This is a genomic window from Stagnihabitans tardus (assembly GCF_009925085.1).
In the GTDB taxonomy this organism is placed as follows: Bacteria; Pseudomonadota; Alphaproteobacteria; order Rhodobacterales; family Rhodobacteraceae; genus Stagnihabitans; species Stagnihabitans tardus.
The window spans coordinates 366,232-387,700 of sequence record NZ_JAABNR010000001.1; the positions used below are offsets into that span (position 1 = coordinate 366,232).

The 21,469-nt window shown below is 66.6% G+C and carries 19 protein-coding genes and 1 tRNA gene; 5 read left to right on the forward strand and 15 right to left on the reverse strand.

The genetic code is table 11. The annotated features are described in order from the left end of the window. Positions 1–37: 37 nt before the first annotated feature. From GV832_RS01615 to pdxH, 5 genes are all read right to left on the reverse strand, one after another. A complete protein-coding gene (locus tag GV832_RS01615; RefSeq protein WP_168773053.1) occupies positions 38–1,411 on the reverse strand; it encodes a protein adenylyltransferase SelO in 1,374 nt (457 codons plus the stop codon). A 20-nt stretch (positions 1,412–1,431) separates the two neighbouring features. Further along, positions 1,432–1,508: transfer RNA gene (locus GV832_RS01620), tRNA-Pro, on the reverse strand. Positions 1,509–1,549: 41 nt separating this feature from the next. Beyond that, positions 1,550–1,999 (reverse strand): DUF192 domain-containing protein, encoded by a 450-nt coding sequence (locus tag GV832_RS01625; RefSeq protein WP_168773054.1) that lies wholly within the window; start codon positions 1,997–1,999, stop codon positions 1,550–1,552. Further along, positions 2,000–2,524, reverse strand: coding sequence for a cold-shock protein (locus GV832_RS01630; protein ID WP_168773055.1), 525 nt, complete (start codon positions 2,522–2,524; stop codon positions 2,000–2,002). Between the two features lie 170 nt (positions 2,525–2,694). Beyond that, a complete protein-coding gene (gene pdxH / locus GV832_RS01635; RefSeq protein ID WP_168773056.1) occupies positions 2,695–3,297 on the reverse strand; it encodes a pyridoxamine 5'-phosphate oxidase in 603 nt (200 codons plus the stop codon). An 85-nt stretch (positions 3,298–3,382) separates the two neighbouring features. Between pdxH and fabI the strand changes: the two genes are divergently transcribed. From fabI to GV832_RS01655, 4 genes are all read left to right on the forward strand, one after another. Further along, positions 3,383–4,204 carry an enoyl-ACP reductase FabI gene (gene fabI / locus GV832_RS01640; RefSeq protein ID WP_168773057.1) on the forward strand — a complete coding sequence of 274 codons (822 nt, stop codon included), beginning with the start codon at positions 3,383–3,385 and terminating at the stop codon, positions 4,202–4,204. Between the two features lie 85 nt (positions 4,205–4,289). Further along, complete coding sequence (locus GV832_RS01645; RefSeq protein WP_168773058.1) at positions 4,290–4,904, forward strand: LysE family translocator; 615 nt, start codon at positions 4,290–4,292, stop codon at positions 4,902–4,904. Between the two features lie 10 nt (positions 4,905–4,914). Continuing rightward, positions 4,915–5,433: a xanthine phosphoribosyltransferase gene (gene gpt / locus GV832_RS01650; protein WP_168773059.1), complete on the forward strand. Its 519-nt coding sequence runs from the start codon at positions 4,915–4,917 to the stop codon at positions 5,431–5,433. 342 nt (positions 5,434–5,775) lie between these two features. Then, a complete protein-coding gene (locus GV832_RS01655; RefSeq protein WP_168773060.1) occupies positions 5,776–6,870 on the forward strand; it encodes a pyridoxal phosphate-dependent aminotransferase in 1,095 nt (364 codons plus the stop codon). Between the two features lie 2 nt (positions 6,871–6,872). On the opposite strand, the gene GV832_RS01660 is transcribed toward GV832_RS01655, so the two are convergent. The 5 genes from GV832_RS01660 to GV832_RS01680 form a co-directional block, all read right to left on the reverse strand. Beyond that, a complete protein-coding gene (locus tag GV832_RS01660; RefSeq protein WP_168773061.1) occupies positions 6,873–7,301 on the reverse strand; it encodes a DUF4177 domain-containing protein in 429 nt (142 codons plus the stop codon). A 92-nt stretch (positions 7,302–7,393) separates the two neighbouring features. Next, positions 7,394–8,296, reverse strand: a complete 903-nt coding sequence (locus GV832_RS01665; protein ID WP_168773062.1) for a transglutaminase family protein — start codon at positions 8,294–8,296, stop codon at positions 7,394–7,396. Continuing rightward, on the reverse strand, positions 8,293–10,722 hold the full coding sequence (locus GV832_RS01670; protein WP_168773063.1) for a circularly permuted type 2 ATP-grasp protein: 2,430 nt from the start codon (positions 10,720–10,722) through the stop codon (positions 8,293–8,295). The genes GV832_RS01665 and GV832_RS01670 overlap by 4 nt, the downstream gene beginning before the upstream one ends. Beyond that, the gene (locus GV832_RS01675) at positions 10,722–14,030 is read right to left on the reverse strand and encodes a transglutaminase family protein (RefSeq protein ID WP_168773064.1); all 3,309 of its coding nucleotides are present in this window, start codon (positions 14,028–14,030) and stop codon (positions 10,722–10,724) included. Before GV832_RS01675 ends, GV832_RS01670 begins: the two co-directional genes overlap by 1 nt. 100 nt (positions 14,031–14,130) lie before the next feature. Continuing rightward, positions 14,131–15,033, reverse strand: coding sequence for a DMT family transporter (locus tag GV832_RS01680; protein WP_168773065.1), 903 nt, complete (start codon positions 15,031–15,033; stop codon positions 14,131–14,133). 165 nt (positions 15,034–15,198) lie between these two features. On the opposite strand from GV832_RS01680, the gene GV832_RS01685 reads away from it, so the two are divergent. Beyond that, positions 15,199–16,389 carry an NAD(P)/FAD-dependent oxidoreductase gene (locus GV832_RS01685; protein WP_168773066.1) on the forward strand — a complete coding sequence of 397 codons (1,191 nt, stop codon included), beginning with the start codon at positions 15,199–15,201 and terminating at the stop codon, positions 16,387–16,389. Positions 16,390–16,624: 235 nt separating this feature from the next. Here GV832_RS01685 and GV832_RS01690 read toward each other — a convergent pair whose 3' ends face one another. Genes GV832_RS01690 through GV832_RS01710 form a run of 5 tightly spaced genes read right to left on the reverse strand, consistent with a single transcriptional unit; the run spans position 16,625 to position 21,394 of the window. Continuing rightward, a complete protein-coding gene (locus GV832_RS01690; protein ID WP_168773067.1) occupies positions 16,625–17,605 on the reverse strand; it encodes an aldose epimerase family protein in 981 nt (326 codons plus the stop codon). Between the two features lie 7 nt (positions 17,606–17,612). Beyond that, positions 17,613–18,602, reverse strand: a complete 990-nt coding sequence (locus GV832_RS01695) for a potassium channel beta subunit family protein (protein WP_168773068.1) — start codon at positions 18,600–18,602, stop codon at positions 17,613–17,615. A 27-nt stretch (positions 18,603–18,629) separates the two neighbouring features. Continuing rightward, a complete protein-coding gene (locus GV832_RS01700; RefSeq protein WP_168773069.1) occupies positions 18,630–19,667 on the reverse strand; it encodes an ABC transporter ATP-binding protein in 1,038 nt (345 codons plus the stop codon). Positions 19,668–19,670: 3 nt separating this feature from the next. After that, a complete protein-coding gene (locus GV832_RS01705; RefSeq protein WP_168773070.1) occupies positions 19,671–20,519 on the reverse strand; it encodes a carbohydrate ABC transporter permease in 849 nt (282 codons plus the stop codon). Continuing rightward, entirely contained in the window at positions 20,516–21,394 is an 879-nt protein-coding gene (locus GV832_RS01710; RefSeq protein WP_168773071.1) for a carbohydrate ABC transporter permease, read from the reverse strand. Before GV832_RS01710 ends, GV832_RS01705 begins: the two co-directional genes overlap by 4 nt. Between the last annotated feature and the right edge of the window lie 75 nt (positions 21,395–21,469).

A 21,469-nucleotide genomic window follows, 5' to 3' on the forward strand; every position in this document is an offset into this window, starting at 1 on the left:
TATTTATCGACCAATGAAATCGGAAGGGGGCCGCGCCTCAGGTCCCGCAGTAGGTGACATAGGGGCCGAAGCCGGTGGGCGGCGGCAGGGTGAAGCGCTCTGGCGCGTCGTCGAAGGGCTTGCGGCAGACGGCAAGCAGCGCCTCGAAGGGCGCCATGTCGCCCCGGGTCGCGGCAGTCAGGGCCTCTTCGACCAGGTGGTTGCGCGGGATCACCGCCGGGTTGGCTGCGCGGATGCGGGTCGCGTAGTCCGGGAGCCGGAACTTTTGCCACTCCGTCAGCCACCCGCGTAGCCCGGGGTATACCCCGGGTTCCCCGGCAAGGCTGCGCAGCGAAGCCGTCCAGTCAAGCCCCTCCACCGCCTTCAGGAAACCCTCGGTCAGGGCGGCATCGGGCGCGGGCAGCGCCAGCTTGCGGGCCATGACGGCGAGGAACGCTGCCTCGTAGGCCGGGGCAATCGCCTCGAGCCTGTCGTTCAAAAGCCCCACGACGGTCTCAGTCGCGCCGGGGATCAGCGGGATCAGCGTCTCGGCCAGCCGCGCGAGGTTCCAGGCCAGGATCTTCGGCTGGTTCTCGAGCCGGTAGCGGCCCCGCCGGTCGATCGAAGAGAAGACCGCCCCCGGGTCATAGGCATCGACGAAGGCGCAGGGCCCATAGTCGATGGTCTCCCCCGACAGCGCCATGTTGTCGGTGTTCATCACGCCATGAACGAAGCCCAGCCCCATCCATTCCGCGATCAGCCGCACCTGGCGCCCCGTCACCCGGTCGAAGAACCCCAGCGCATCGTCGGGCGCAAGGTCGGGGTCGTGGCGGGTGATCGCATGGGCCAGGAGCGCGCGCAGCTTGTCCTCTTCGCCCCGCGCCGAAAGGAACTCGAAAGAGCCCACCCGGATATGGCTTGCGGCCACCCGCACCAGCACCGCCCCCGGCAAGGGCCCCTCTTGGCGCAGGATCACCTCGCCGGTCGCCACGACGGCCAGGCTGCGCGTCGTCGGAACCCCCATGGCCGCCATGGCCTCGGAGACCAGGTATTCCCGCAGCATCGGCCCCAGCGCCGCGCGGCCATCGCCGCCGCGCGAAAAGGGCGTCCGGCCAGAGCCCTTGAGCGCAAGGTCGCGGCGGCCCAGGGGCGTCAGGATCTCGCCCAGCAGATGCGCGCGCCCATCGCCCAACGAGGGCACGAAATTGCCGAACTGGTGGCCGGCATAGGCCAGGGCCACGGGCTCGGCGCCCTGGGGCGGCTGGCCCGCGAACCATTCGGGATGGGCGGAGAGGTCCCCGGCGTCCAGTCCCAGGTCCCGTGCCAGCGGCAGGTTCAACGCGACGTAGCGCGGGGCGGGGGCGCGGAAGGGCGCATCGCGCAGAAAGGTGCCCGGCAGGTCGCGCGTCCACGAAGGATCAAAACTCAGCATCGCCAGCACCTTGAGGGATATGGTCGGGGCGAGAGGATTCGAACCCCCGGCCTACGGTACCCAAAACCGTCGCGCTACCAGACTGCGCTACGCCCCGACGCGTTCCCGTTTACAAGGCCGCTGCGGCGAAGGAAAGGCCTAGTTGCAGGGCATCAGGGCCGCATCGCCCAGGCCCTGCCAGATCATCGCATCGCCGGGCTTCAGCCCGATGGCGCCCGCCAATCCGCCGTTGATCTCCAGCACATATTGCACCCCTGCCCCGCCGTCGATCGAGGTCTCGTCATGGGGCACGGCATCGGGATGGACGCGGGTCACCAGCCCATCGGGGCCGATGAAGATCATATCCAGCGGAATCAGCGTGTTCTTCATCCAGAAATGCGGATGTCCGGGGGCGTCATAGACGAAGAGCATCCCCTGGGCCGATCCCAGGCTTTCGCGGTTCATCAGCCCCTGCGCCCGCTCCGTCGCCGTATCGACGATCTCGACCGTGAAGCGCGCCTTGGCGTCGCGGAAGGTCACCTCGTCGGGTCCGCAGGCCAGGGCCGCGCCCGGCAAGACCAGAAGCCCAAGACACCAGGCAAACCGCATCTACTTGCGCACCGCCATTTCCCAGGAGTGGATCAGCACCGCCATTCGCCCGCGCTTGCCCTCGACCGACTTCAGGCCAATGGCCTCCCCGGCCGTCAGATCGGCAAAGCCCGAGACCCGCAGCACCTCGATATGGATGAAGATATCCTCGGCCCGGCCAAAGACATTGGCGAAACCGAAGCCCTTTTCCTTGTCGAACCACTTCACCCGCGCGGGCTCCAGCACCAGGTCGTCATGGACCGCCGGCAAGGGGTCGCCGTCGTCGGAGAGGTTCAGCACCGCGCCCTCGGGCGGGGCAATCGAGATGACCTCGACCGCCTGGCGTCCGCGCTGGGTCTGCTGCACCCGCACCGAGATGATCGACCCGTCCGAGATCGAGCTTTGGCCGAAGTTCCGCAGCACATTGGCATGCAGAAGAATATCCGTCCCGCCCTCATCGGCGATGATGAAGCCAAATCCCTTGCCGGGATCGAACCACTTGACGCGACCCTGAACGGTCAGGGTCGGATTGCCGTCGTCTTCCATGTCCAAGGGAGTTCTTTCTAAGTCTCGCAGGCCAATGGATGGGCGAAAACGCTTCGCCTGCGCAAGACCCTAGTTAAAAAAAACTTGACCAACTGTCCCAAAGGATAGGTCCATATCGCGCAATCCGCCTTTGGCAGTGCAAGGCGGATTGCGGTGAAAGGCTTTTTCAATCAGGGATTTAGACGCTGAACATCCCAGGGTTGAGCGACCTCTGCGCGGCTCCAGCGAAAGCGGTCATGCAGGCGGAAGGCGCCGTCGGCCCAGAACTCGATCTCCAGCGGCGTGATGCGGAACCCGCCCCAGAATGGCGGACGCCTGGGGTTCAGGCCCTGGGCGGCCGTCACGCGGGCGACCTCGGCCATCAGCGCCCCGCGCGAGGACAGGGGCTGGCTTTGCGCGCTGGCCCAGGCGCCCAGACGCGACTTCAGGCTGCGGCTGTCGTAATAGGCATCGGCCTGGGGGCCCTCTTCCCTGGTCACGAGGCCCCGCACCCGGATCTGGCGCCGCAGGCTCTTCCAGTGCAGAACGAAGGCCGCCTTCCCGCTGGCGATTTCCTGCGCCTTCTTCGACCCGTAATTGGTGTAGAAGACAAAGGCCGCCTCTTCGATGTCCTTCAACAGCACCATGCGGACATTGGGCATTCCATCGGCATCGACCGTGGCCAGGGCAATGGCATTGGGGTCGTTGGGTTCGGAGGCCTCGGCCTCGGTCAGCCAGGATTTGGCGATGACGAAGGGGTCCTCGCCTGCAAAGATGCCCGTGCGGTCCATCATGGTCCTCCAAAAGCGCCGCCTCCCTTGAAGCGGCGGATGCGATAGCCTAAACCTGCGCTTCGGATAGGTGGCTGGGGAAAAGCGAATGTCAACCGGACTGATGCAGGGCAAGCGCGGGCTCATCATGGGGCTTGCCAATGACAAGTCGATCGCCTGGGGGATCGCCAAGACCCTGGCCGAGCATGGCGCCGAGATCGCCTTCTCCTACCAGGGCGAGGCCCTGAAGAAGCGCGTCGAGCCCTTGATCGCCTCCATCGGCATGGACGAGATGGTGGAATGCGACGTGTCGAACGAGGAGAGCATGGATGCGCTCTTTGCCCGTCTGGAGCAGAAATGGGGCAAGATCGACTTCCTGGTCCATGCCATCGGCTTTTCCGACAAGGCGGAACTCCGCGGGCGCTATGTCGACACCAGCCGCGCGAATTTCGCCATGACCATGGATATCTCGGTCTACTCCTTCACCGCCGTGGCGCGGCGGGCGGCTGCCATGATGAACCATGGCGGCAGCCTTCTGACCCTGACCTATTACGGCGCCGAAAAGGTCATGCCGCATTACAACGTCATGGGGCTCGCCAAGGCCGCGCTCGAGGCTTCGGTCAAGTATATCGCCGAGGACCTGGGCAAGGACGGCATCCGCTGCAATGCGATCTCGGCCGGGCCGATCAAGACGCTCGCGGCCTCCGGCATCGGCGATTTCCGCTATATCATGAAGTGGAACGAGCTGAACTCGCCCTTGCGCCGCAATGTCGACCAGGAAGAGGTCGGCAAGGCCGCGCTTTACCTCCTCTCCGACCTGGGCTCGGGGACGACCGGCGAGAATCTTCATGTCGACGCGGGCTATCATGTCGTGGGCATGAAGGCCGTGGACGCGCCCGATATCGACGCGGTCACCGGCCGCAAGGACTGAGCCCTGCCGCAAAGGGCCCCGGCAGCGCGGGCCTCCGGGGCTCGATGCCCCGGAGGCCCGCCCCCCCTCTCAAGTGGTCTTTCCCATGTCCCTCGCAGCCTTCCTCGGCTTCTGCTTCCTGACCCTGATGGGCGCGATCTCTCCGGGCCCCGCGGTCCTGATGTCGGCCCGCACCGGCCTGACCGAGGGCTTCCGGGTCGGCAGCTTCCTCGCCATGGGGATCGGGCTGGGCGCCTGTTTCTGGGCCATCTGCGCCATGTCGGGCCTGGGCCTGGTCTTCGCCTGGGCGCCCTGGGCGCTGACCGCCCTGAAGCTGGGCGGCGGGGCTTACCTGGTCTGGACCGGGATCAAGCTCTGGCGCCATGCGCGCGAACCGCTCTCCGAGGGCCCGGCGACCGAGACACCACGCGGCGCCCTCTCGGCGCTTTGGCTCGGCGTGGTGACACAATTGACCAACCCCAAGCCCGTCGTCGTCATGTCGGCCATCTTCCTCGGCACCGTGCCGCCCGGGACGCCCTTCTGGCAATACCTGGCGCTCCTGGCCGTGATCTTCGTGAATGAAACCGTCTGGAACATGTCGGTTGCCCGCATCTTCTCGCTTGACCGGACCCGGGCGCGGTATATCAGCCTGAAGACCATGCTGGACCGGCTGTTCGGAGGGATGCTCTTCCTCTTCGGGCTGAAGGTCGCCGTTACCTGAGAGAGGCATCATGATCGACCGTCTGCCGCATGAAAAAGGGTTCCATGTCAGCTGGGACCAGATCCACCGCGACGCCCGCGCCCTGGCCTGGAGGCTGGATGGCAAGGGGCCGGACAATGGCGCCTGGAAAGCGGTGGTGGGGATCACGCGGGGGGGCCTTGTCCCCGCGATGATCGTCTCGCGCGAGCTCGATATCCGGGTCGTCGATACGATCAGCGTGAAAAGCTACCACATGGGCGGCGGCGCGGCGGATCAGCGCTCGGAGGCGGTGGTGACCAAGTCGCCCCAGGCCGAGCTGATGGGCGACGGCACCGGAATCCTGGTGGTCGATGACCTGGTCGACAGCGGCAAGACGCTGGAACTGGTGCGCGCGCTTTATCCCAAGGCGCATTTCGCCACGGTCTATGCCAAGCCCAAGGGCAAGCCCATGGTCGACAGCTATATCACCGAGGTGAGCCAGGACACCTGGATCTTCTTCCCCTGGGATATGGCGCTGCAATATGTCCAGCCCTTCCGCGGCAAGGACTGAGAGCCAGGACTGAGAGCAAGGGGCCTCGGGGGCAAGCCCCCTCGGCCCGCGCGGCGGCCCCGAAAGGCGGGGGGCTGCCGCCCCCCGCACCCCCCGCATTCGGGGGGCTGCCGCCCCCCGACCCCCCTGCCCAAAGGGGGCCATTGCCCCCTTTGGAGACCCCGTGGATGTTTTGGCAGGCTTGAAGGAGGCGGGTCGGCTGGGCTGAAATGGACGGCCATGCGCACAGCACTTCACCCTCCCGAGCCGGTTGCGCCCTGGCGCAGAGGCGAGACAAGGGACTTGCGCGCCCCTCGGCGCGCTCCTCTTGGCAAGGGCGCCGCTCTTTGGCACTCTGCCGCCATGATCGGCCTTTCCCCCATCCCCGCAGCCCTCCCCACCTCCGTCCCCTTCACCGGCCCCGAGACGCTGGAGCGCCGCATGGGGCGCCCCTTCCGCGCCCGCCTTGGTGCCAACGAGAGCCTCTACGGCCCCTCGCCCAAGGCTGTGGCCGCGCTGTCGGCCGCAGCCCACGAGGCCTGGATGTATGGCGACCCCGAGGCCCATGACCTGAAGGCCGCCATCGCGGCCCATCACGGCGTCACCCCCTCCCATGTCGTGGTGGGCGAAGGGATCGACGGGCTCCTCGGCCTCGTCTGTCGGCTGATGCTGGCCCAGGGCGACCATGCCGTCACCTCGCAGGGCGCCTATCCGACCTTTGGCTTCCATGTCGCCGGCATGGGCGCCATGCTGGACTCTGCCCCCTACCGCGACGACCACGAGGACCCGGAGGCGCTTTTGGCCCTGGCCCGTCGGACCGGGGCGCGGCTCTTGTACATCGCCAATCCCGACAACCCCATGGGCTCGCATCACCCTGGCGCCACCATCGCGGCCATGCGCGACCACCTGCCCGCGGGCTGCCTGATGCTTCTGGACGAGGCCTATGTCGACCTGGCCCCCGAGGGGACCGAGGCGCCGATTCCCGCCGATGACCCCAGGGTGATCCGCTTCCGCACCTTCTCCAAGGCTTACGGCCTGGCGGGGCTGCGGCTGGGCTATGCGCTTTGCGCGCCGGACCTCGCACAGGCCTTCGACAAGGTGCGCAACCACTTCGGCCTCGGGCGGCCCGTGCAACTGGCGGGGATCGCGGCGCTGTCGGACAAGGCGCATCTGGAGGGCCTGCGCGCCTGGGCCCACCAGGCCCGCGCGCGGCTGGGCCAGATCGCGCGCGACAATGGGCTGATCCCCCTGCCCTCGGCCACCAATTTCGTGACGATGGATGCGGGCCGCGACGGGACCCATGCCCGCGCCCTGCTGGAGGCGCTTGGCCAGGAGGGCGTCTTCGTGCGGATGCCGGGGCCCGCCCCGCTGAACCGCTGCATCCGCATCAGCCTGGGCGATACAACCGCCCTGGACATCCTGGCCGAGGCCCTGCCCCGGGCCCTGGCACGACTATAGTCCTATTCGGCGGCCAGGTCGGCCTTTGCCGGACCCAGGGCCGGAGCCGCACCCTCGGGCTTGGTCGCAGCGCCAAGGGCGGGGACGGCGGGCGCAAGGCTGGCCGTCAGGGCCTCGGGCACGGGGGTGCCAGTGCCCAGGCGCGGCGCCCATTCCGCCGGGCGATCCATCGTCGCCACCGACTCGCATTCCTGCTCGGCCAGGCTGCGGCGGAAGACCAGCATGTTCTGATAGGTCGTCTTCGACCCCGTCAGGCCGACCCGCTCTTCGACCGGCAAGGTGTCGGAGCGCTGATATTCCCAGCCCTCGCGGCCAAGCTTGTTCATCAGCTGCGTCAAGGCCAGGGCAAAGCGCTCTTCCGTCGTCTTGACGCCGCGCGCCTTTTCCCCGCGACGCGGCGCAGGAACCACACGATATTCGAAACCGGACATGCCACACCCCAAGGACCCATCCAGCCGGACTGCATCCCGGCCAGCAAGCCTGATCCATAGCAAAAGCAGCGGGCGCCGCCAAGCGGGGCCGCTCAGACCTCGCGGCGGCGTGACGTTGCGGCCACGTCCACCAGGTCCACGGCATGGGTGCCGCGCTGGCCGCCCTCGGTGCGCAAGGACCCCGTGACCGGCGCCACGTCGCCATAATCGCGCCCCTGCCCCACGGTCAGATGGTCGATCCCGGCCCAGCAGGCATTGGTCGGATCATAGGCCAGCCAGCCGGTCTCGATGCCCGCCCAGGCCGTCACCCAGGCATGCATCGCATCCGCCCCCTCCAGCCTCGGCTTGCCCGGAGGCGGCAGGGTCCGCAGGTAACCCGCAACATAGCCCGCCGGGATCCCCTGCGCCCGAAGACCGGCAATCATGATCTGCGCCAGGTCCTGGCAGACACCGCGCCGCAGGGCAAAGGCCACGGAGGGCGGCGTATCGACCTCGGTCGCCTTGGCGTCGAAGGTCATATGGGCGTGCAGCGCGCGCCCCAGGGCTTCGATCGCACTGCGGGTCGTCGGCGCCTTCGCCATCGCGCGGGCGGCAAAGGCCGTGATCGCCTCGTCGGGCGGGATGCGCGGCGAGGGGCCAAGGAAATGCTGCGGCGAGCTGCCGCCCAGGGTGCAGACCTCCGCCAGCTCGGCCCCCAGGCCCGAAGGGGGGGGCGAGATGTCCAGCGCCGGGCCCGGGTCATGGCGGATCACGCGGGCGGTCAGGGCGATGCGGCACTCGGTCAGGCCGGGGGGCATGACCAGCTCCAGCACCTCGGTGCCCCAGAAATCGGTAAAGCTGCGGCGTTCGCGGGGCGCGGGCAGGATGGTGATGTCCTGGCGCAAGGGCGTCTGCTCGCCCGGCACATCGGCCGGAGAGATGCGCAGATGCTGGCGCCCGCCCCCGGTCGGGCGGTCGAATTCATAGGCGATCACCAGTTTCAGATCGTAGATCACCGCAGGTAAGCCTCTGTCATCAGGTCGGAGACTTCGCCGATCCGGCCATAAAGCGCCCAGAGCGCCTCTTCGTCCAGCGTCTCGGGGCTTTCCACCGCAAGGTCGGTCGTCAGCCGCAGCATGGCGCGGGCCAGGGGCGAGAGGACCCCGTGGTCCGATGCCCCGGGCAGCATGGCGACCTGTTCGCCCATGCCCTCGATCTGGTGGCGGATGGAACGCGGGTTCATCGCGTCCAGGGCCAAAAGGTCGATCACCGTCTCGCGCGAGGTCGCGACGGTAAAGCGGCGGCGGTGGGTCAGGACGGAATCGCCGATCTCGATGGCCAGGTCGAGGACACCGGGGGTCTTGCTGTCGGCCAGCACGGCCAGAAGCTCGGTCATCGCCATGGCGCGTTCATGCAGGCGCCCCAGCGTCAGGAAGCGCCAGCCCATGAAGCGATACATGTTTTCATGCACGAGCCCCGTGATCCCCGCCAGTTTCCGCAAGAGGGCCGAGAGCGCGCGGGCGGCGTCATCCCCTGGCGTCACAGACAGCGCCATGCGCCGGGCGGTCTTGTTCAGGTCAGTCAGCGCCAGCCAGGCATCGGGCGAGAAGCGGTCGCGGACCTGGCCCGCAGAGCCAATGGCCGAGGCCAGCACATCCAGAAGCGCGCCGGGGATGCCCGGCCCCGTCTTTATGCCTCCGGTCTCGATGCCGCGCGCCTTGAACATCGGCTCCATGGCGGTCAGCAGGGGCTGCGCCAGCGCCCCCATCTCGGCCAGGCGGATGTTGCGGGCCCGCAGCAGCCGGACCATGACCTCGGTCCGCTCGATATAGCGGCCGAGCCAGAAGAGGTTGTCCGCCGCGCGCGACGGCAGCGCCCCGGGGGCGATGCGCTGATAGCTGCCGGGGGCGGGGACCATGGACACCGCCTCGACCTCGGAGGCCGAGACGATCCAGACATCGGCCGCAGAGCCTCCGCGCTGCATGGCGATGGCGGTGGGATCGGGCGAGGCGCCGATGCGGGCGAAGCCACCCGGCATGACCTGCCAGCCGTCCTTGGTGCGGGCGAGGAAGACGCGCAAGCTCATGGGACGCGGGGCGAGCTTGCCATCGACCAGGGCGGGGGTGGTCGAGAGCGTCACGGCCTCTTGCGCCACCAGCCTTGGGCCGTCGCGGTCCAAAAGCGCGGCCAGGGCCTCGGGGAAGAGCGCCTCGGCCGAGGTGATCGCCTCGGCCCGGTCATAGGGCAGACCTGTGGCGAAAGCGTCCGACAAGAGCAGTTTCGCGGGGTCGCGCGCCACTTGGGCCCGCGCTTCGGGGTCGCCGCACCACCAGGTGGCGATATTGGGCAGCTTCAGCTTTTCGCCCAAGAGATGCTTGGCCAGCGCGGGCATGAAGGCCATGAGCGCGCGGGTCTCCAGCACGCCAGACCCCAGCGCGTTGACCATGGTCAGCCCCCCCGCCCGCAGCGCCGAGACCATGCCGGCGGTGCCCAGCCGCGAGCCGGGGTCCAGCTCCATCGGATCGGCATAGGACCCATCCAGCCGCCGCCAAAGCACATCGACCGGCTTCAACCCCGCGACGGTGCGCACCATCAGGCGGCCCTGCTCGACGACGAGATCTTCGCCCTGGACCAGGGTGATCCCCAGGTAACGCGCGATCCAGGCATGTTCGTAATAGGTCTCGTTCAAGGGCCCCGGGGTCAGGATGGCGGCCCTTGCATCGCGGTCCTGGCGCAGGCCCAAAAGCGCATCGCGGAAGTCGCGGAAGAAGCCCGCCAGGCGATGGACATGGCCCTCGGCATAAAGCTCGGCAAAGGCGCGCGAGGTCGCGACCCGGTTTTCCAGCGCGAAACCCGCGCCCGAGGGCGCTTGGGTCCGGTCGGCCAGCACCCACCAGCCGCCATCCGGGCCGCGTCCGATCTCGAAGGCGATGAAATGCAGGTGGTGGCCCGATTGCGGCGGAACCCCCACCATCGGGCGCAGCCATTCGGGGTTCTGCGCGATCAGCGCGGGCGGCAGGTGCCCGCCCTCGATCAGGTGGTTTTCGCCGTAAAGATCGGCCATCACGGCCTCAAGCAGGTCGGCGCGCTGGATCAGGCCGGGCACAAGCTCGGCCCATTCGGCCTCGGCGATCATCACCGGGATGGGCGACAAGGGCCAGGGACGCTCGACCGAGCCGCCCGCGCCGTATTGGCGGTAAAAGACCCCAGAGTCGCGCAGGTATTGCTCGGCCCGCATGCGGCGGCGTTCGACCTCTTCGGGGCCAAAGCCGCCGAAAGCCCGGGCAAAGTCGCGCCAAAGCGGGCGGAGGCTGCCGTCAGCCTCCACCATCTCGTCAGGCGTATCGGCCAGGGGCCGGTAGCGGGACTTCACCTTCTCCACGAAACGCTCCTCGCCGCCCTCGGCGAAACCGGGGGGTTTCTTCGGAGGACGGGCAGCCATCAGAGACCCGCCGGACGCCGGAGGTCAAGCGTCATCGGGAACTCGGGGTGGCGACGTTCGCGGGGCGGGGCATATTGGCCGCCGTGATGGCCGAAGGGCTGGAAGCGGGCGAGGCGCCGCGCCTCGGCCTCGTTGCCGTTCACCGGGAAAGTGTCGTAGTTGCGCCCGCCCGGGTGGGCGACGTGATAGGTGGCGCCTCCGATGGCGCGGCCCGACCAGGTGTCATAGATGTCAAAGGTCAGGGGCGCGTCGATCTTCAGGACCGGGTGCAAAGCGCTTGCAGGCGCCCAGGCCTTGTAGCGCACGCCGCCCACGCCGTCTTCCAAGGGCACGTCGCGGCCATTGCAGGTGACCTTGTAGCGGGCGGGGTTCGGGGTGGTGAGCTTGACCTGCAGCCTTTCGGTGGAGCTGTCGGTATAGCGCACCGTCCCGCCGATGGCCCCGGTCTCGCCCAGGACATGCCAGGGCTCCAGCGCCTGGCGGAGTTCCAGTTTGCAGCCCTCGGCCTCGACCTCGCCGCAGAAGGGGAAGCGGAACTCGGCCTGGGCCTGGAACCATTCCTCCTGCATGGGGAAGCCGTGGTCGCGGAGGTCGGCGAGGACCTCGCGGAAGTCCTCCCAGACATGGTGTTGCAGCATGAAACGGTCATGCAGCTTGGTGCCCCAGCGGGTGAGTTCGCCGGTCGCGGGGGTCTGCCAGAAGCGGGCGATGAGGGCGCGGAGGAGCAGCTGTTGGGCCAGGCTCATGCGCGGGTCGGGCGGCATCTCGAAGCCGCGGAATTCGACGAGGCCGAGGCGACCCGTGGGGCCGTCGGGGGAGTAAAGCTTGTCGATGCATATCTCGGCGCGGTGGGTGTTGCCGGTCGAGTCCACCAGCATGTTTCTAAGGAGCCTGTCGACCAGCCAGGGGAAGGGCTGTTGTTGGTCGGGCCCGGGGATGGCGGAAAGCGCGATCTCCATCTCGTAAAGCGCGTCGTGGCGGGCTTCGTCGATGCGGGGGGCCTGGGAGGTCGGGCCGATGAAGAGGCCGGAGAAGAGATAGGACAGCGAGGGGTGGCGGTTCCAATGCAGGATCAGCGATTTCAGCAGATCGGGGCGGCGCAGGAAGGGCGAATCGTTGGGCGTGGCGCCGCCGACCACCACATGGTTGCCGCCCCCGGTGCCGCAGTGCTTGCCGTCGATCATGAACTTGTCCGCACCCAGGCGGCACTGGCGGGCATCCTCATAGACGCCCTGGGTGATCGCCACACACTCCTCCCAAGAGGTCGCGGGGTGGATATTGACCTCGATCACCCCGGGGTCAGGGGCCACGCGGATCACGTTCAGACGCGGGTCATGGGGCGGGGCGTAGCCCTCGATATGGACGGGGAGGCCCAGGCGGCGAGCGGCGGATTCGGCGGCGTGGAGGAGGTCGAGATAATCCTCCAGGTTCACCACCGGGGGCATGAAGACGCAAAGGCGGCCGTCCCGCGCCTCGACCGAGAGCGCCGTGCGGATATAGCCATCGACCTCGGCCACCGGGCTTCCCTGCATCACCTGCGCGCCTTGGGGCGCATCGGCCACGAAAGAGGCGCGGGGTTGGGATTTCCGCCCGGGCTCCAGGGCCGCGACGGGCGGCAGCGGGGGCTTTTCCACGGTCGGGTCAGCGGGGTTGTGGAACGGGTATTGCGCCGCCGAAAGCCAGGGCAGGCTATCAAGCGGCAGGCGGTAGCCGACGGGGCTGTCCCCCGGCACCAGGAACATGAAACCGCGCCGCAAGCGCCAGCGCTCGGTCCGCCAACGGCCCGGCGCCGCGCGGCTCTGCCAGGACTGCACCGGCAGGACAAAGCCCACGGGCTCGGTCAGGCCGCGGTTGAAGACGGTCGAAAGCCGGTGGCGCTCTTCGGCGTCTTTCAGCTTGGAGTTCGAGGGTGTGACATTCTCGGGCAGGTTCGCCTCTTTGACCAGCCATTGGGCGGGGTCCTCGAAGGCGGGCAGGATGCAGGTCTCGTCCAGGGTCAGCTCTGCCGCGATCTCGCGCAAGAGTTCCTGGGCCTGGAGCGCGGTGGCGCCCTGCGCCGTCTCGGCGGCGATCAGGTCGGGGTTCTGCCAGACCGGCTGGCCATCGGTCCGCCAGTACAGCGAGAAGGTCCAGCGCGGCAGGCTCTCGCCCGGATACCACTTGCCCTGGCCGTAATGCAGGAAGCCCCCGGGGGCGAAGCGGGTTTGCAGGCGGCGGATCAGCTTGTCGGCCAGGATGCGCTTGGTGGGGCCGACGGCGGCGGTGTTCCACTCCGCCGCCTCGTAGTCGTCGATGGAGACGAAGGTGGGCTCGCCGCCCATGGTCAGGCGGACGTCACCGGCCTTCAGCGCCTCATCGACCTTGCGGCCAAGCGCATTCAGCTGGTCCCAGGAGGCGTCCGAGAAGGGCTTGGTGATGCGGGGATGTTCGGCGACGCGCTTCACCTCCATCGCGAAGTCGAAGGAGACCTTGGCCTGGCCCGCATAGCCGCCCGAGATCGGCGCGGCGGAGCGGTAATGGGGGGTGGCCGCCAGCGGGATATGGCTTTCGCCCGCCAGAAGGCCGGAGGTCGGGTCCAGCCCGATCCAACCCGCGCCCGGCAGATAGACCTCGGCCCAGGCATGGAGGTCGGTGAAATCGACCTCGGTCCCCGAAGGCCCATCCAGCGCCTTCAGGTCGGGCTTCAGCTGGATCAGGTAGCCCGAGACGAAGCGCGCGGCGAAGCCGAGGTTGCGCAGGGCCTGCACCAGAAGCCAGGTCGAATCCCGGCAAGAGCCCGAGCCGATGGTCAAGGTCTCTTCCGGCGTCTGCACCCCGGGCTCCATGCGGATCGTATAGGCGACCTTCCCCGAGATCGCGGCATTCAGGTTCACCACGAAATCGACCGAGCGGATGCGGTCGCGCGGCACCGTGCGCAAAAAGGCCTCAAGCGCCGGGGTCATCGGGTCGGGCTTGGTATAGGCGGCCAGATCGCTGGCCAGGTCGGGCGCATAGGTGAAGGGGAAATGCTCGGCGTAATCCTCGACGAAGAAGTCGAAAGGGTTATAGACCGTCATGTCGGCGACCAGGTCGACCTCGATCTTGAACTCACTCGCGGGCTCGGGGAAGACGAACCGCGCCAGCCAGTTGCCGAAAGGGTCCTGCTGGTGGTTGACGAAGTGCTTCTCCGGCCAGACCTTCAGCGAATGCGAGATGACGCGGGTGCGCGAATGGGGTGCGGGGCGCAGGCGGATGACCTGGGGGCCCAAAAGCACCGGCGTGTCATAGCTGTAATGGGTCAGGTGGTGGATGGATGCCGTGATCGCCATAAGTGCCTCCGCGCTTGGGGTTCATCCCTAGCACGGGCGGGCGGGGCTTACAGCCCCATGCGGGCCAAGGGCCCCCAGCGGCCGAAAAATCGCCCAAGTTTCAGGCAAGCCCGCCGATTTTCCGGGCAAAGCGCGGCTGGATCAGCGGATAAAGCGCTCCGCTGACGCCTGAAACGGCGATCAGCGCCATCCCGGCCAGCGCCCAAGGATCGGGCATATGGCCAAAGACCAGAAGGCCCAGGATCCCCGACCAGACCAGTTGCAGGTAGTTGACAGGCGAGATCGTCGAGGCCGGCGCATAGCGGAAGGCCTGGGTAAAGAGGAGATGCCCCACCAGCGACAGGGCCCCCATGGCGCCCAAGAAGACCAGGTCCATGCCCTGCGGCACCGGGATCGCCCCCTGCCCCAGGGTGACGCTGGAAAAGATCACCGTGCCGACCAGCGCCGTCCAGAACATCATCGACCAGGAGGTCTCGGTCCGCGCGAGGCTGCGCGAGAGCATGTTGTAGACGATGCTCCCCCCCGCCGTCAGCCCGGCATAAAGGACCCCAAGCGGGTCAAGCCCAGAGCCCGGCCGCACGATCATCAAGACGCCGACAAAGCCCCCGGCGGCGGCAATCCAAGAGATCGGCTGGACCTTTTCTCCCAACAGCGGCCCGGCCAGGAGCGTGACGGCAAAGGGGGCGAGGAAGACGACCGCGATGGTCTCGGCCACCGGCATGCGCTGGAAGGCCAGGGCTGCGGTGAGGGAAACCGCCGAAAGGCAGGCGCCGCGCAGGATCACGAGCCAGGGCCGGCCGAGATGGACGATCCGCTTCCCCTCGCGCGGGGCGACCAGCGCCAGGAGCAGCACCAGGTTCCCCGCATAGCGCGCCGCCACCACGAAGGGCGCGGGAAAGCTCTCGGCCATATGCTTTGTCAGGACATCCATGCAGGAAAACAGGAAGACGGCCAAAGCCATGAAGAGCGCCGCCTTGAGCGGCTTGAATTTCAATTCGTTCATCGGGAGGTCCTTTGAAGGAAGCTTACCGCGAAACGAAGGGCCCTCACAGCGAAAGATGCTGCAACATGACGGGGTTGCGCGCCGTGCATGACAAAAGGACGTCGCAATTGGGCTTGGCGCGGCCGGGGCATCGGCTAGGTTGGGCGCAAGAGGAAAGGACAGACCATGGCCCCCAAGCATCAGACCTATGACGTCGTCATCATCGGAGGGGCGATCATGGGGTCCTCGACGGCCTATTGGCTGACGCGAGACCCGGATTTCCAGGGCCGCGTCCTGGTGGTCGAACGCGATCCGACCTATGAATATGCCGCGACCTCGCTGTCGCATTCCTCGATCCGCCAGCAATATTCGAACGAGGTCAACATCCGCGTCAGCCAGTTCGGCGCGGAATTCGTGCAGAACCTGCCGAAGTGGATGGGCGAGGAGGCGCCCCTGCTGCCGATCCGCTCCTTCGGCTATATGTATTTCGCGGGCACCCCGGAAGGGGAGGCGACCTTGCGCGCCAACCAGGCCGTGCAGGCCCAATGCGGGACGCCGACGCGGCTGATGACGCCCGAGGAGATCGCCGCCGAATATCCGTTCTACAACCTCGATGGCGTGACCCTGGGGTCCTTGAATACCCGCGACGAGGGCTATTTCGAGGGGATCACGGTCTTTGACTGGTTCCGCAAGATGGCAAGGCGGCAGGGGGCGGAATATGTCCAGGACGAGGTCGTGGGCATCACCCGCGCGGGGGCCCGGGTGACCGGTGTGACCCTGGCCTCGGGCGCAGTGGTGGCTTGCGGCGCGGTGGTCAATGCCAGCGGCACGCGGGGGGCGAAGACTGCTGCCATGGCCGGGATCGAGATCCCGATCGAGCCCCGCAAGCGCTATGCCTTCCTGATCCAGACCGAAAAGCCCCTGGTGCGCGACCTGCCCCTGACCATCGACCCTTCGGGCGTGCATGTGCGGCAAGACGGGGTGAACACCTACCTGGCGGGCGCCCAAGGCGCCGAGGATCTCGCCGCCGATCCGACCGACTTCCAGATGGACCATTCCCTCTGGATGGACCTGGTCTGGCCAACCCTTGCCACCCGCATCCCGGCCTTCGAGGCGGTGAAAGTGGTGCGCGAATGGGTCGGGCAATACGACTACAATACGCTGGACCAGAACGCGATCCTGGGGGCGCATCCGGAGGTGAGCAACTTCCTGTTCATGAACGGCTTTTCCGGCCATGGTCTGCAGCAAAGCCCCGCCATGGGGCGCGGCACGGCGGAGCTCCTGGTCCATGGCGCTTATCAGACGCTGGACCTGTCGCCCTTCTCTTTCACCCGCATCGCGGAAGGCCGCCCCTTTGTCGAAGGCGCCATCATCTGAGGCGGGAACGCCCGGGGATGTCGGGGCCTCCGGCGGGGATATTTGGGTCAGTATGAAAGGGGCAAGGGAGCGCAAGCGACGCGGGCGGAGCCTCCGGCGGGGATATTTGGGCCAAATTGAAAGCCAAAGACATCGCGGCCCAAGGGGAGATGCCCCCGGATCAAGGCCTCCGCCCATCCCCTTTCAACTTGGCGCAAATATCCCGGGGTCTGGGGCAGCGCCCCAGTCCGGCCTGTCAGACCGTGAAGAACCGGAAATCCATGACGTGGCGGTAGGTCTCGCCGGGGTTCAGGGCCGCCGAGGGGAAGGCGGGGTTGTTCGGGCTGTCGGGGTATTTCTGGGTCTCCAGCGTCAGGCCTGCGAATTTGCCATAGACGGCGCCCGCGCGGCCCGGGGTGGCCTCGGGCATCATGCCGCAGGTGTAGATCTGGACGCCGGGCTCGTTGGTGGTGAGCTCCAAGGCGCGGCCGGAGCTGGGCTCAAGGATGCGGACGGCCGGGGCGGCTCCGGTCAGGCACCAGTTGTGGTCATAGCCATCGTCTCCGGCCAGGTCGCCGATGCGGGTGGGCTGGCGGAAGTCGTATTTCGTCCCCTCCACCGGGGCGAGGGCTCCGGTCGGGATCAGGCCTGCGCCCACGGGCGTATAGGCCTCGGCGGAGACCATCATCTGGTGGTCGAGGATATCGCCCGCGCCTTTCAGGTTGAAATAGGCGTGATTCACCAGGTTCACGACGGTGGGGGCAGTGGTCCTGGCCTCCATCTCGATGATCAGGTGTTCGTCGCCCTCGAACCGGTAGGTCACCGAGGCGGAAAGCGCGCCGGGATAGCCCATGTCGCCATCGGGGGAGAGATGGGTCAGGCGGATATGGGCGGGGCCATGGTCGGCGACCTGCCAGATCGCCTTGTCGAAGCCCTGGGAGCCGCCGTGCAGGTGGTTCGGGGCCTCGTTGATATCGAGCTGCACATCGCCATAGCGCCCGCCCGCGATGCGATTGGCATAGCGGCCGCAGGTCGCTCCGAAATAGGTCGGGTGGTCGAGGTAGTCCTGCAGCCGGTCATGGCCGAGGATGATCTCGCCCATCTTGCCGATGCGCGAGGGGGTGCGCAGGCTGATCAGCCGCGCGCCCCAGGGGATGACCTTGGCGGTCAGACCGCCGGTGGAACGAAGCGCGTAGACGGGAATGTCCTGCCCGTTGATCTGACCGAAGATATCCATGATGCCTTTAGAAACGTTGAAGCTCTGCGGGACGGTTCTGCACCACGGCCTCGATGGCGTCCAGCACATCCGGCGTCAGTTTCGCCTTGTGCTCCAGCGCCTTGAGGTTCTCTTGCAACTGGCTGAGCCTGGAGGCGCCGAGGATCACGGTCGAGACGCGGGGGTTATGCAGGCACCACAGAAGCGCCATATGGGTCAGCGTCAGCCCTGCCCCATCGGCGATACGCCCCAAGGCGCGGGCCTGTTCGATGCGCTTTTGCCCGCGTTCGGAGGTGAAGATCTCCTTCAGCCATTCATAGCCCGGCAGGGCGGCGCGGGCGTCTTGCGGGATGCCCTCGTTGTATTTCCCGGTCAGGAGGCCCGAGGCCAGGGGCGACCAGATCGTCGTGCCAAGGCCAAAGGTATCATAGATCGCGCGGTAGTCGCCCTCGACCTTGTCGCGCTCGAAGAGGTTGTATTGCGGCTGCTCCATGGTGGGCGGGGTCAGGTTGTTCACCCGGGCCACAAGATGGGCCTCGGTGATCTGCTGGGCGTTCCATTCGGAAGTGCCCCAGTAGAGGACCTTGCCCTGCGTCACCAGGTTGTGCATCGCCCGCACGGTTTCCTCGATGGGCGTGTCCACATCGGGGCGGTGGCAGAAATAGAGGTCCAGGTAGTCGACCCGCAGCCTGCGCAGCGCGGCATGGGCGGCGTCGGTGACGTGTTTGGCCGAGAGGCCCTTCTGCGTCGGCTTGGCACCGCCCCAGAAGACTTTCGACGACACGATATAGCTGTCGCGGCTCCAGCCGAGTTCATGGATCGCCTGACCCATGACCTCTTCGGAGCGACCCGCCTCATAGCCTTCCGCATTGTCGAAGAAGTTGATCCCGGCGTCATAGGCCGCCGTCATCAGCTCTTTGGCGGGCTGGATATCGACCTGTTTGGCGAAGGTCACCCAGGAGCCGAAGGAAAACTCGCTGACCCGCAGGCCAGATTTGCCAAGACGCCGATAATCCATGTGTTCCACCCTGTTGTCGAAGCGCCTTCAGACGGCGGCTCCGCTTGCATCGAAGAGATGGGCCTTTGACAGGTCCGGGACAAGCCCCACCTGGTCGCCCGCCTTGATCCCGGCGCCATCGGCCTCGACCACCATGGGGCCGTGGTCGGTGTCGATATAGGCGTAAGAGGTATTGCCGAGGTATTCCACCACAGAGGCGCGGCCACGGATCGGGCCATCGGTGGCGATGGTGAAATGCTCGGGGCGCAGGCCCAGTTCGACCGGGCCCGGCGCGCTGCGGGTCAAGGCCAGTTCGGTCCCGTCGCGGAGCGTGATGCCCTTGGCCGTGCCCTGCCCGGCCAGGAAATTCATCCCCGGCGAGCCGATGAAGCCCGCCACGAAACGGTTGGCCGGTTGGTTGTAAAGCTCCCAGGGGCTGCCCGCCTGGGCGATCTTGCCCTTGTCGAGCACCACGATCTGATCGGCCAAGGTCATGGCCTCGACCTGGTCATGGGTCACATAGATCATCGTGGTCTTGAGGTCGGCATGGAGCCGCGCGAGCTCCAGCCGCATCTGGACGCGCAACAGGGCGTCGAGGTTGGACAGCGGCTCGTCGAAGAGGAAGACCTTGGGGTCGCGCACCAGGGCGCGCCCGATGGCGACGCGCTGGCGCTGGCCGCCGGAAAGTGCGGCGGGGCGGCGGTCAAGGAGCTGATCGAGTTGCAGGAGCTTGCCCACCTTCTCGGCCGCAGCGCGTTGGGCGGCCTTGGGGGCACCGGCCAGCGACATGGAGAAGGTGATGTTCTCGGCCACCGTCAGATGGGGATACAGGGCGTAAGACTGGAAGACCATGGCCACGCCGCGCGATTTCGGCGCGGTATGGGTCACGTCGGTGTCACCGATCTTGATCGTCCCGCCCGTGACGGCCTCGAGCCCCGCGATCATCCGCAGCATGGTGGATTTGCCGCAGCCCGAGGGACCAAGGAGGGCGCAGAAGCTGCCGTCCTTGATGGTCAGACCCAGGTCCCTGATGACCTCGACCGCGCCGTAACGTTTGGAAATGTTGGAAAGTTCGACTTGAGCCATGTCTTAACCCTTGATCCCGGCGGTCAATGTGATCGCCTGCGTCACGCGGCGCTGGAAGAACAGATAGGCGAGGGAAACCGGCAGACCGGCCAGCACGGCCCCCGCCAGAAGCCTGCCATAGGCCACGCCATAGGCATCCTGGACGGCCGAGATGCCGACCGTCACGGTCATCATCTTTTCGTCCTGGGTGGCGAGGAAGGGCCAGAGGAAGGAATTCCATGCCCCGATGAAGGTGATGATCGCCAGGGCCGTCGTGATGCCCCAGTTCATCGGCAGGAAGATGCGGAAGAGAAGCTGGAACTCGGTCGCGCCATCCATCACGGCGGCTTCGCGGAAGTCGCGCGGCAATCCGTCGAAGAACTGCTTGTAGATGATCACGGTAACGGGCGCGATCAGCATGGGCAGGATGATGCCGAGATGCGAATTCAGAAGCTTCACATCGGCGATGATGATGAAGTGGTTCACGATCAGCGCCGAGACCGGGACCATGAAGGAGGCCAGGATCATCCACCAGAGCGCCTTCCTCCCGGGGAATTGGAGCTGGCTGATCGCATAGCCCGTGCAGGCCGACATCAGAAGCACCAGCACCGTGACGCCCACCGAAGTGATGGTCGAATTCAGATACCAGATCGGCAGGTCAGAGTTCTGGATGGTGAAGATATAGTTCTTCAGCGTCGGGTTGGTCGGGATCAGGCTGAAATCCGTCACCGTCTCGTCGTCGAAACGGAAGCTGGTCACCAGGCCCCAATAGATCGGGAAGAACCAGATGAAGGCCGCGATGAGCGTCAGGATCGTCAGAAGGATCGCGCCCGGATCGAAGCGGCGGGCGGGGGTGGCGCTGTGCTCGCTCATTTCACGCTCCTCACCCGCAGGACCTGGAACTGGAAGAGCGAGAAGGCCAGGACGATGACGAAAAGCGCGAGCGCAATGGTGGCGGAATAGCCGCCGTTGTTCTTCTGGAAGGCCTGTTCGTAGATATACTGCACCATGACCATGGTCGCGCGGGTCTGCCCGCCCTGGGCGAAGAGATAGACCTGGTCGAAGATCTTCAGCTGCAAGATCAGCTGGATCGTCAGGCACAGCACGGTGACGGGCCACAGAAGCGGAAAGGTCACCCGGGTGAACATCTGCCAACGGGTGGCGCCATCCAGCTCGGCGGCCTCGTAAAGCTCGGCGGGGATGTTGCGCAGACCGGCGAGGAAAAGCAGGATGGAAAAGCCGTTGGTCCACCAGATCGTCAGGATGGCCGCGCCCGGCATGAACCAGCCGGTGGTGCGCCAGATGTTGGTGGGCTCTCCGGCGATCAGCGCGATGGGGCCCTGCAGCATGCCGAATTGCAGGTTGGTCATCCAGTCCCAGAGCACATAGACCACGGTCACCGGCAGGACATAGGGCAGGAAAAACGCCGCCAGGATCAGGCTTTGCATGAAGCCCTTCAGCCTGCGCACCATCAGCGCGATGGACAAAGCCACGATGGTTCCCGGGATCACGGTCAGAAGCACGAAGTAAGCCGTGTTCAGCACGGCAATCCGCATCACCGGATCGCGGAACATCTTGGCGTAATTGGCAAATCCCGCCCATTTGCCCTCTCCGATCAAGGGGGCCTTCAGGAAGGTCATCTCGATCATCTGGAAGGTCGGATAGAGGAAAAGCCAGCCATAGACCGCCAGGAAGGGCGCAACCAGGACAAAGGCGGTCAGCAATTCGGTGCGTCGGTTTCTGAGCATGGGACCCCAAGTGACGTTGCGGCGAGACGTTGAGGCTGCCGGGGCCATGGGAGAAGCCCCGGCAGCCAGGTTTCA

Bases quoted from the DNA above. Each gene is read 5' to 3' on its own strand.
- GV832_RS01705 (WP_168773070.1), bottom strand. From the start codon at position 20,519: ATGAGCGAGCACAGCGCCACCCCCGCCCGCCGCTTCGATCCGGGCGCG.
- fabI (WP_168773057.1), top strand. From the start codon at position 3,383: ATGTCAACCGGACTGATGCAGGGCAAGCGCGGGCTCATCATGGGGCTT.
- GV832_RS01660 (WP_168773061.1), bottom strand. From the start codon at position 7,301: ATGTCCGGTTTCGAATATCGTGTGGTTCCTGCGCCGCGTCGCGGGGAA.
- GV832_RS01625 (WP_168773054.1), bottom strand. From the start codon at position 1,999: ATGCGGTTTGCCTGGTGTCTTGGGCTTCTGGTCTTGCCGGGCGCGGCC.
- pdxH (WP_168773056.1), bottom strand. From the start codon at position 3,297: ATGATGGACCGCACGGGCATCTTTGCAGGCGAGGACCCCTTCGTCATC.
- GV832_RS01710 (WP_168773071.1), bottom strand. From the start codon at position 21,394: ATGCTCAGAAACCGACGCACCGAATTGCTGACCGCCTTTGTCCTGGTT.
- gpt (WP_168773059.1), top strand. From the start codon at position 4,915: ATGATCGACCGTCTGCCGCATGAAAAAGGGTTCCATGTCAGCTGGGAC.
- GV832_RS01690 (WP_168773067.1), bottom strand. From the start codon at position 17,605: ATGGATATCTTCGGTCAGATCAACGGGCAGGACATTCCCGTCTACGCG.
- GV832_RS01685 (WP_168773066.1), top strand. From the start codon at position 15,199: ATGGCCCCCAAGCATCAGACCTATGACGTCGTCATCATCGGAGGGGCG.
- GV832_RS01680 (WP_168773065.1), bottom strand. From the start codon at position 15,033: ATGAACGAATTGAAATTCAAGCCGCTCAAGGCGGCGCTCTTCATGGCT.
- GV832_RS01675 (WP_168773064.1), bottom strand. From the start codon at position 14,030: ATGGCGATCACGGCATCCATCCACCACCTGACCCATTACAGCTATGAC.
- GV832_RS01655 (WP_168773060.1), top strand. From the start codon at position 5,776: ATGATCGGCCTTTCCCCCATCCCCGCAGCCCTCCCCACCTCCGTCCCC.
- GV832_RS01615 (WP_168773053.1), bottom strand. From the start codon at position 1,411: ATGCTGAGTTTTGATCCTTCGTGGACGCGCGACCTGCCGGGCACCTTT.
- GV832_RS01630 (WP_168773055.1), bottom strand. From the start codon at position 2,524: ATGGAAGACGACGGCAATCCGACCCTGACCGTTCAGGGTCGCGTCAAG.
- GV832_RS01645 (WP_168773058.1), top strand. From the start codon at position 4,290: ATGTCCCTCGCAGCCTTCCTCGGCTTCTGCTTCCTGACCCTGATGGGC.
- GV832_RS01670 (WP_168773063.1), bottom strand. From the start codon at position 10,722: ATGGCTGCCCGTCCTCCGAAGAAACCCCCCGGTTTCGCCGAGGGCGGC.
- GV832_RS01700 (WP_168773069.1), bottom strand. From the start codon at position 19,667: ATGGCTCAAGTCGAACTTTCCAACATTTCCAAACGTTACGGCGCGGTC.
- GV832_RS01695 (WP_168773068.1), bottom strand. From the start codon at position 18,602: ATGGATTATCGGCGTCTTGGCAAATCTGGCCTGCGGGTCAGCGAGTTT.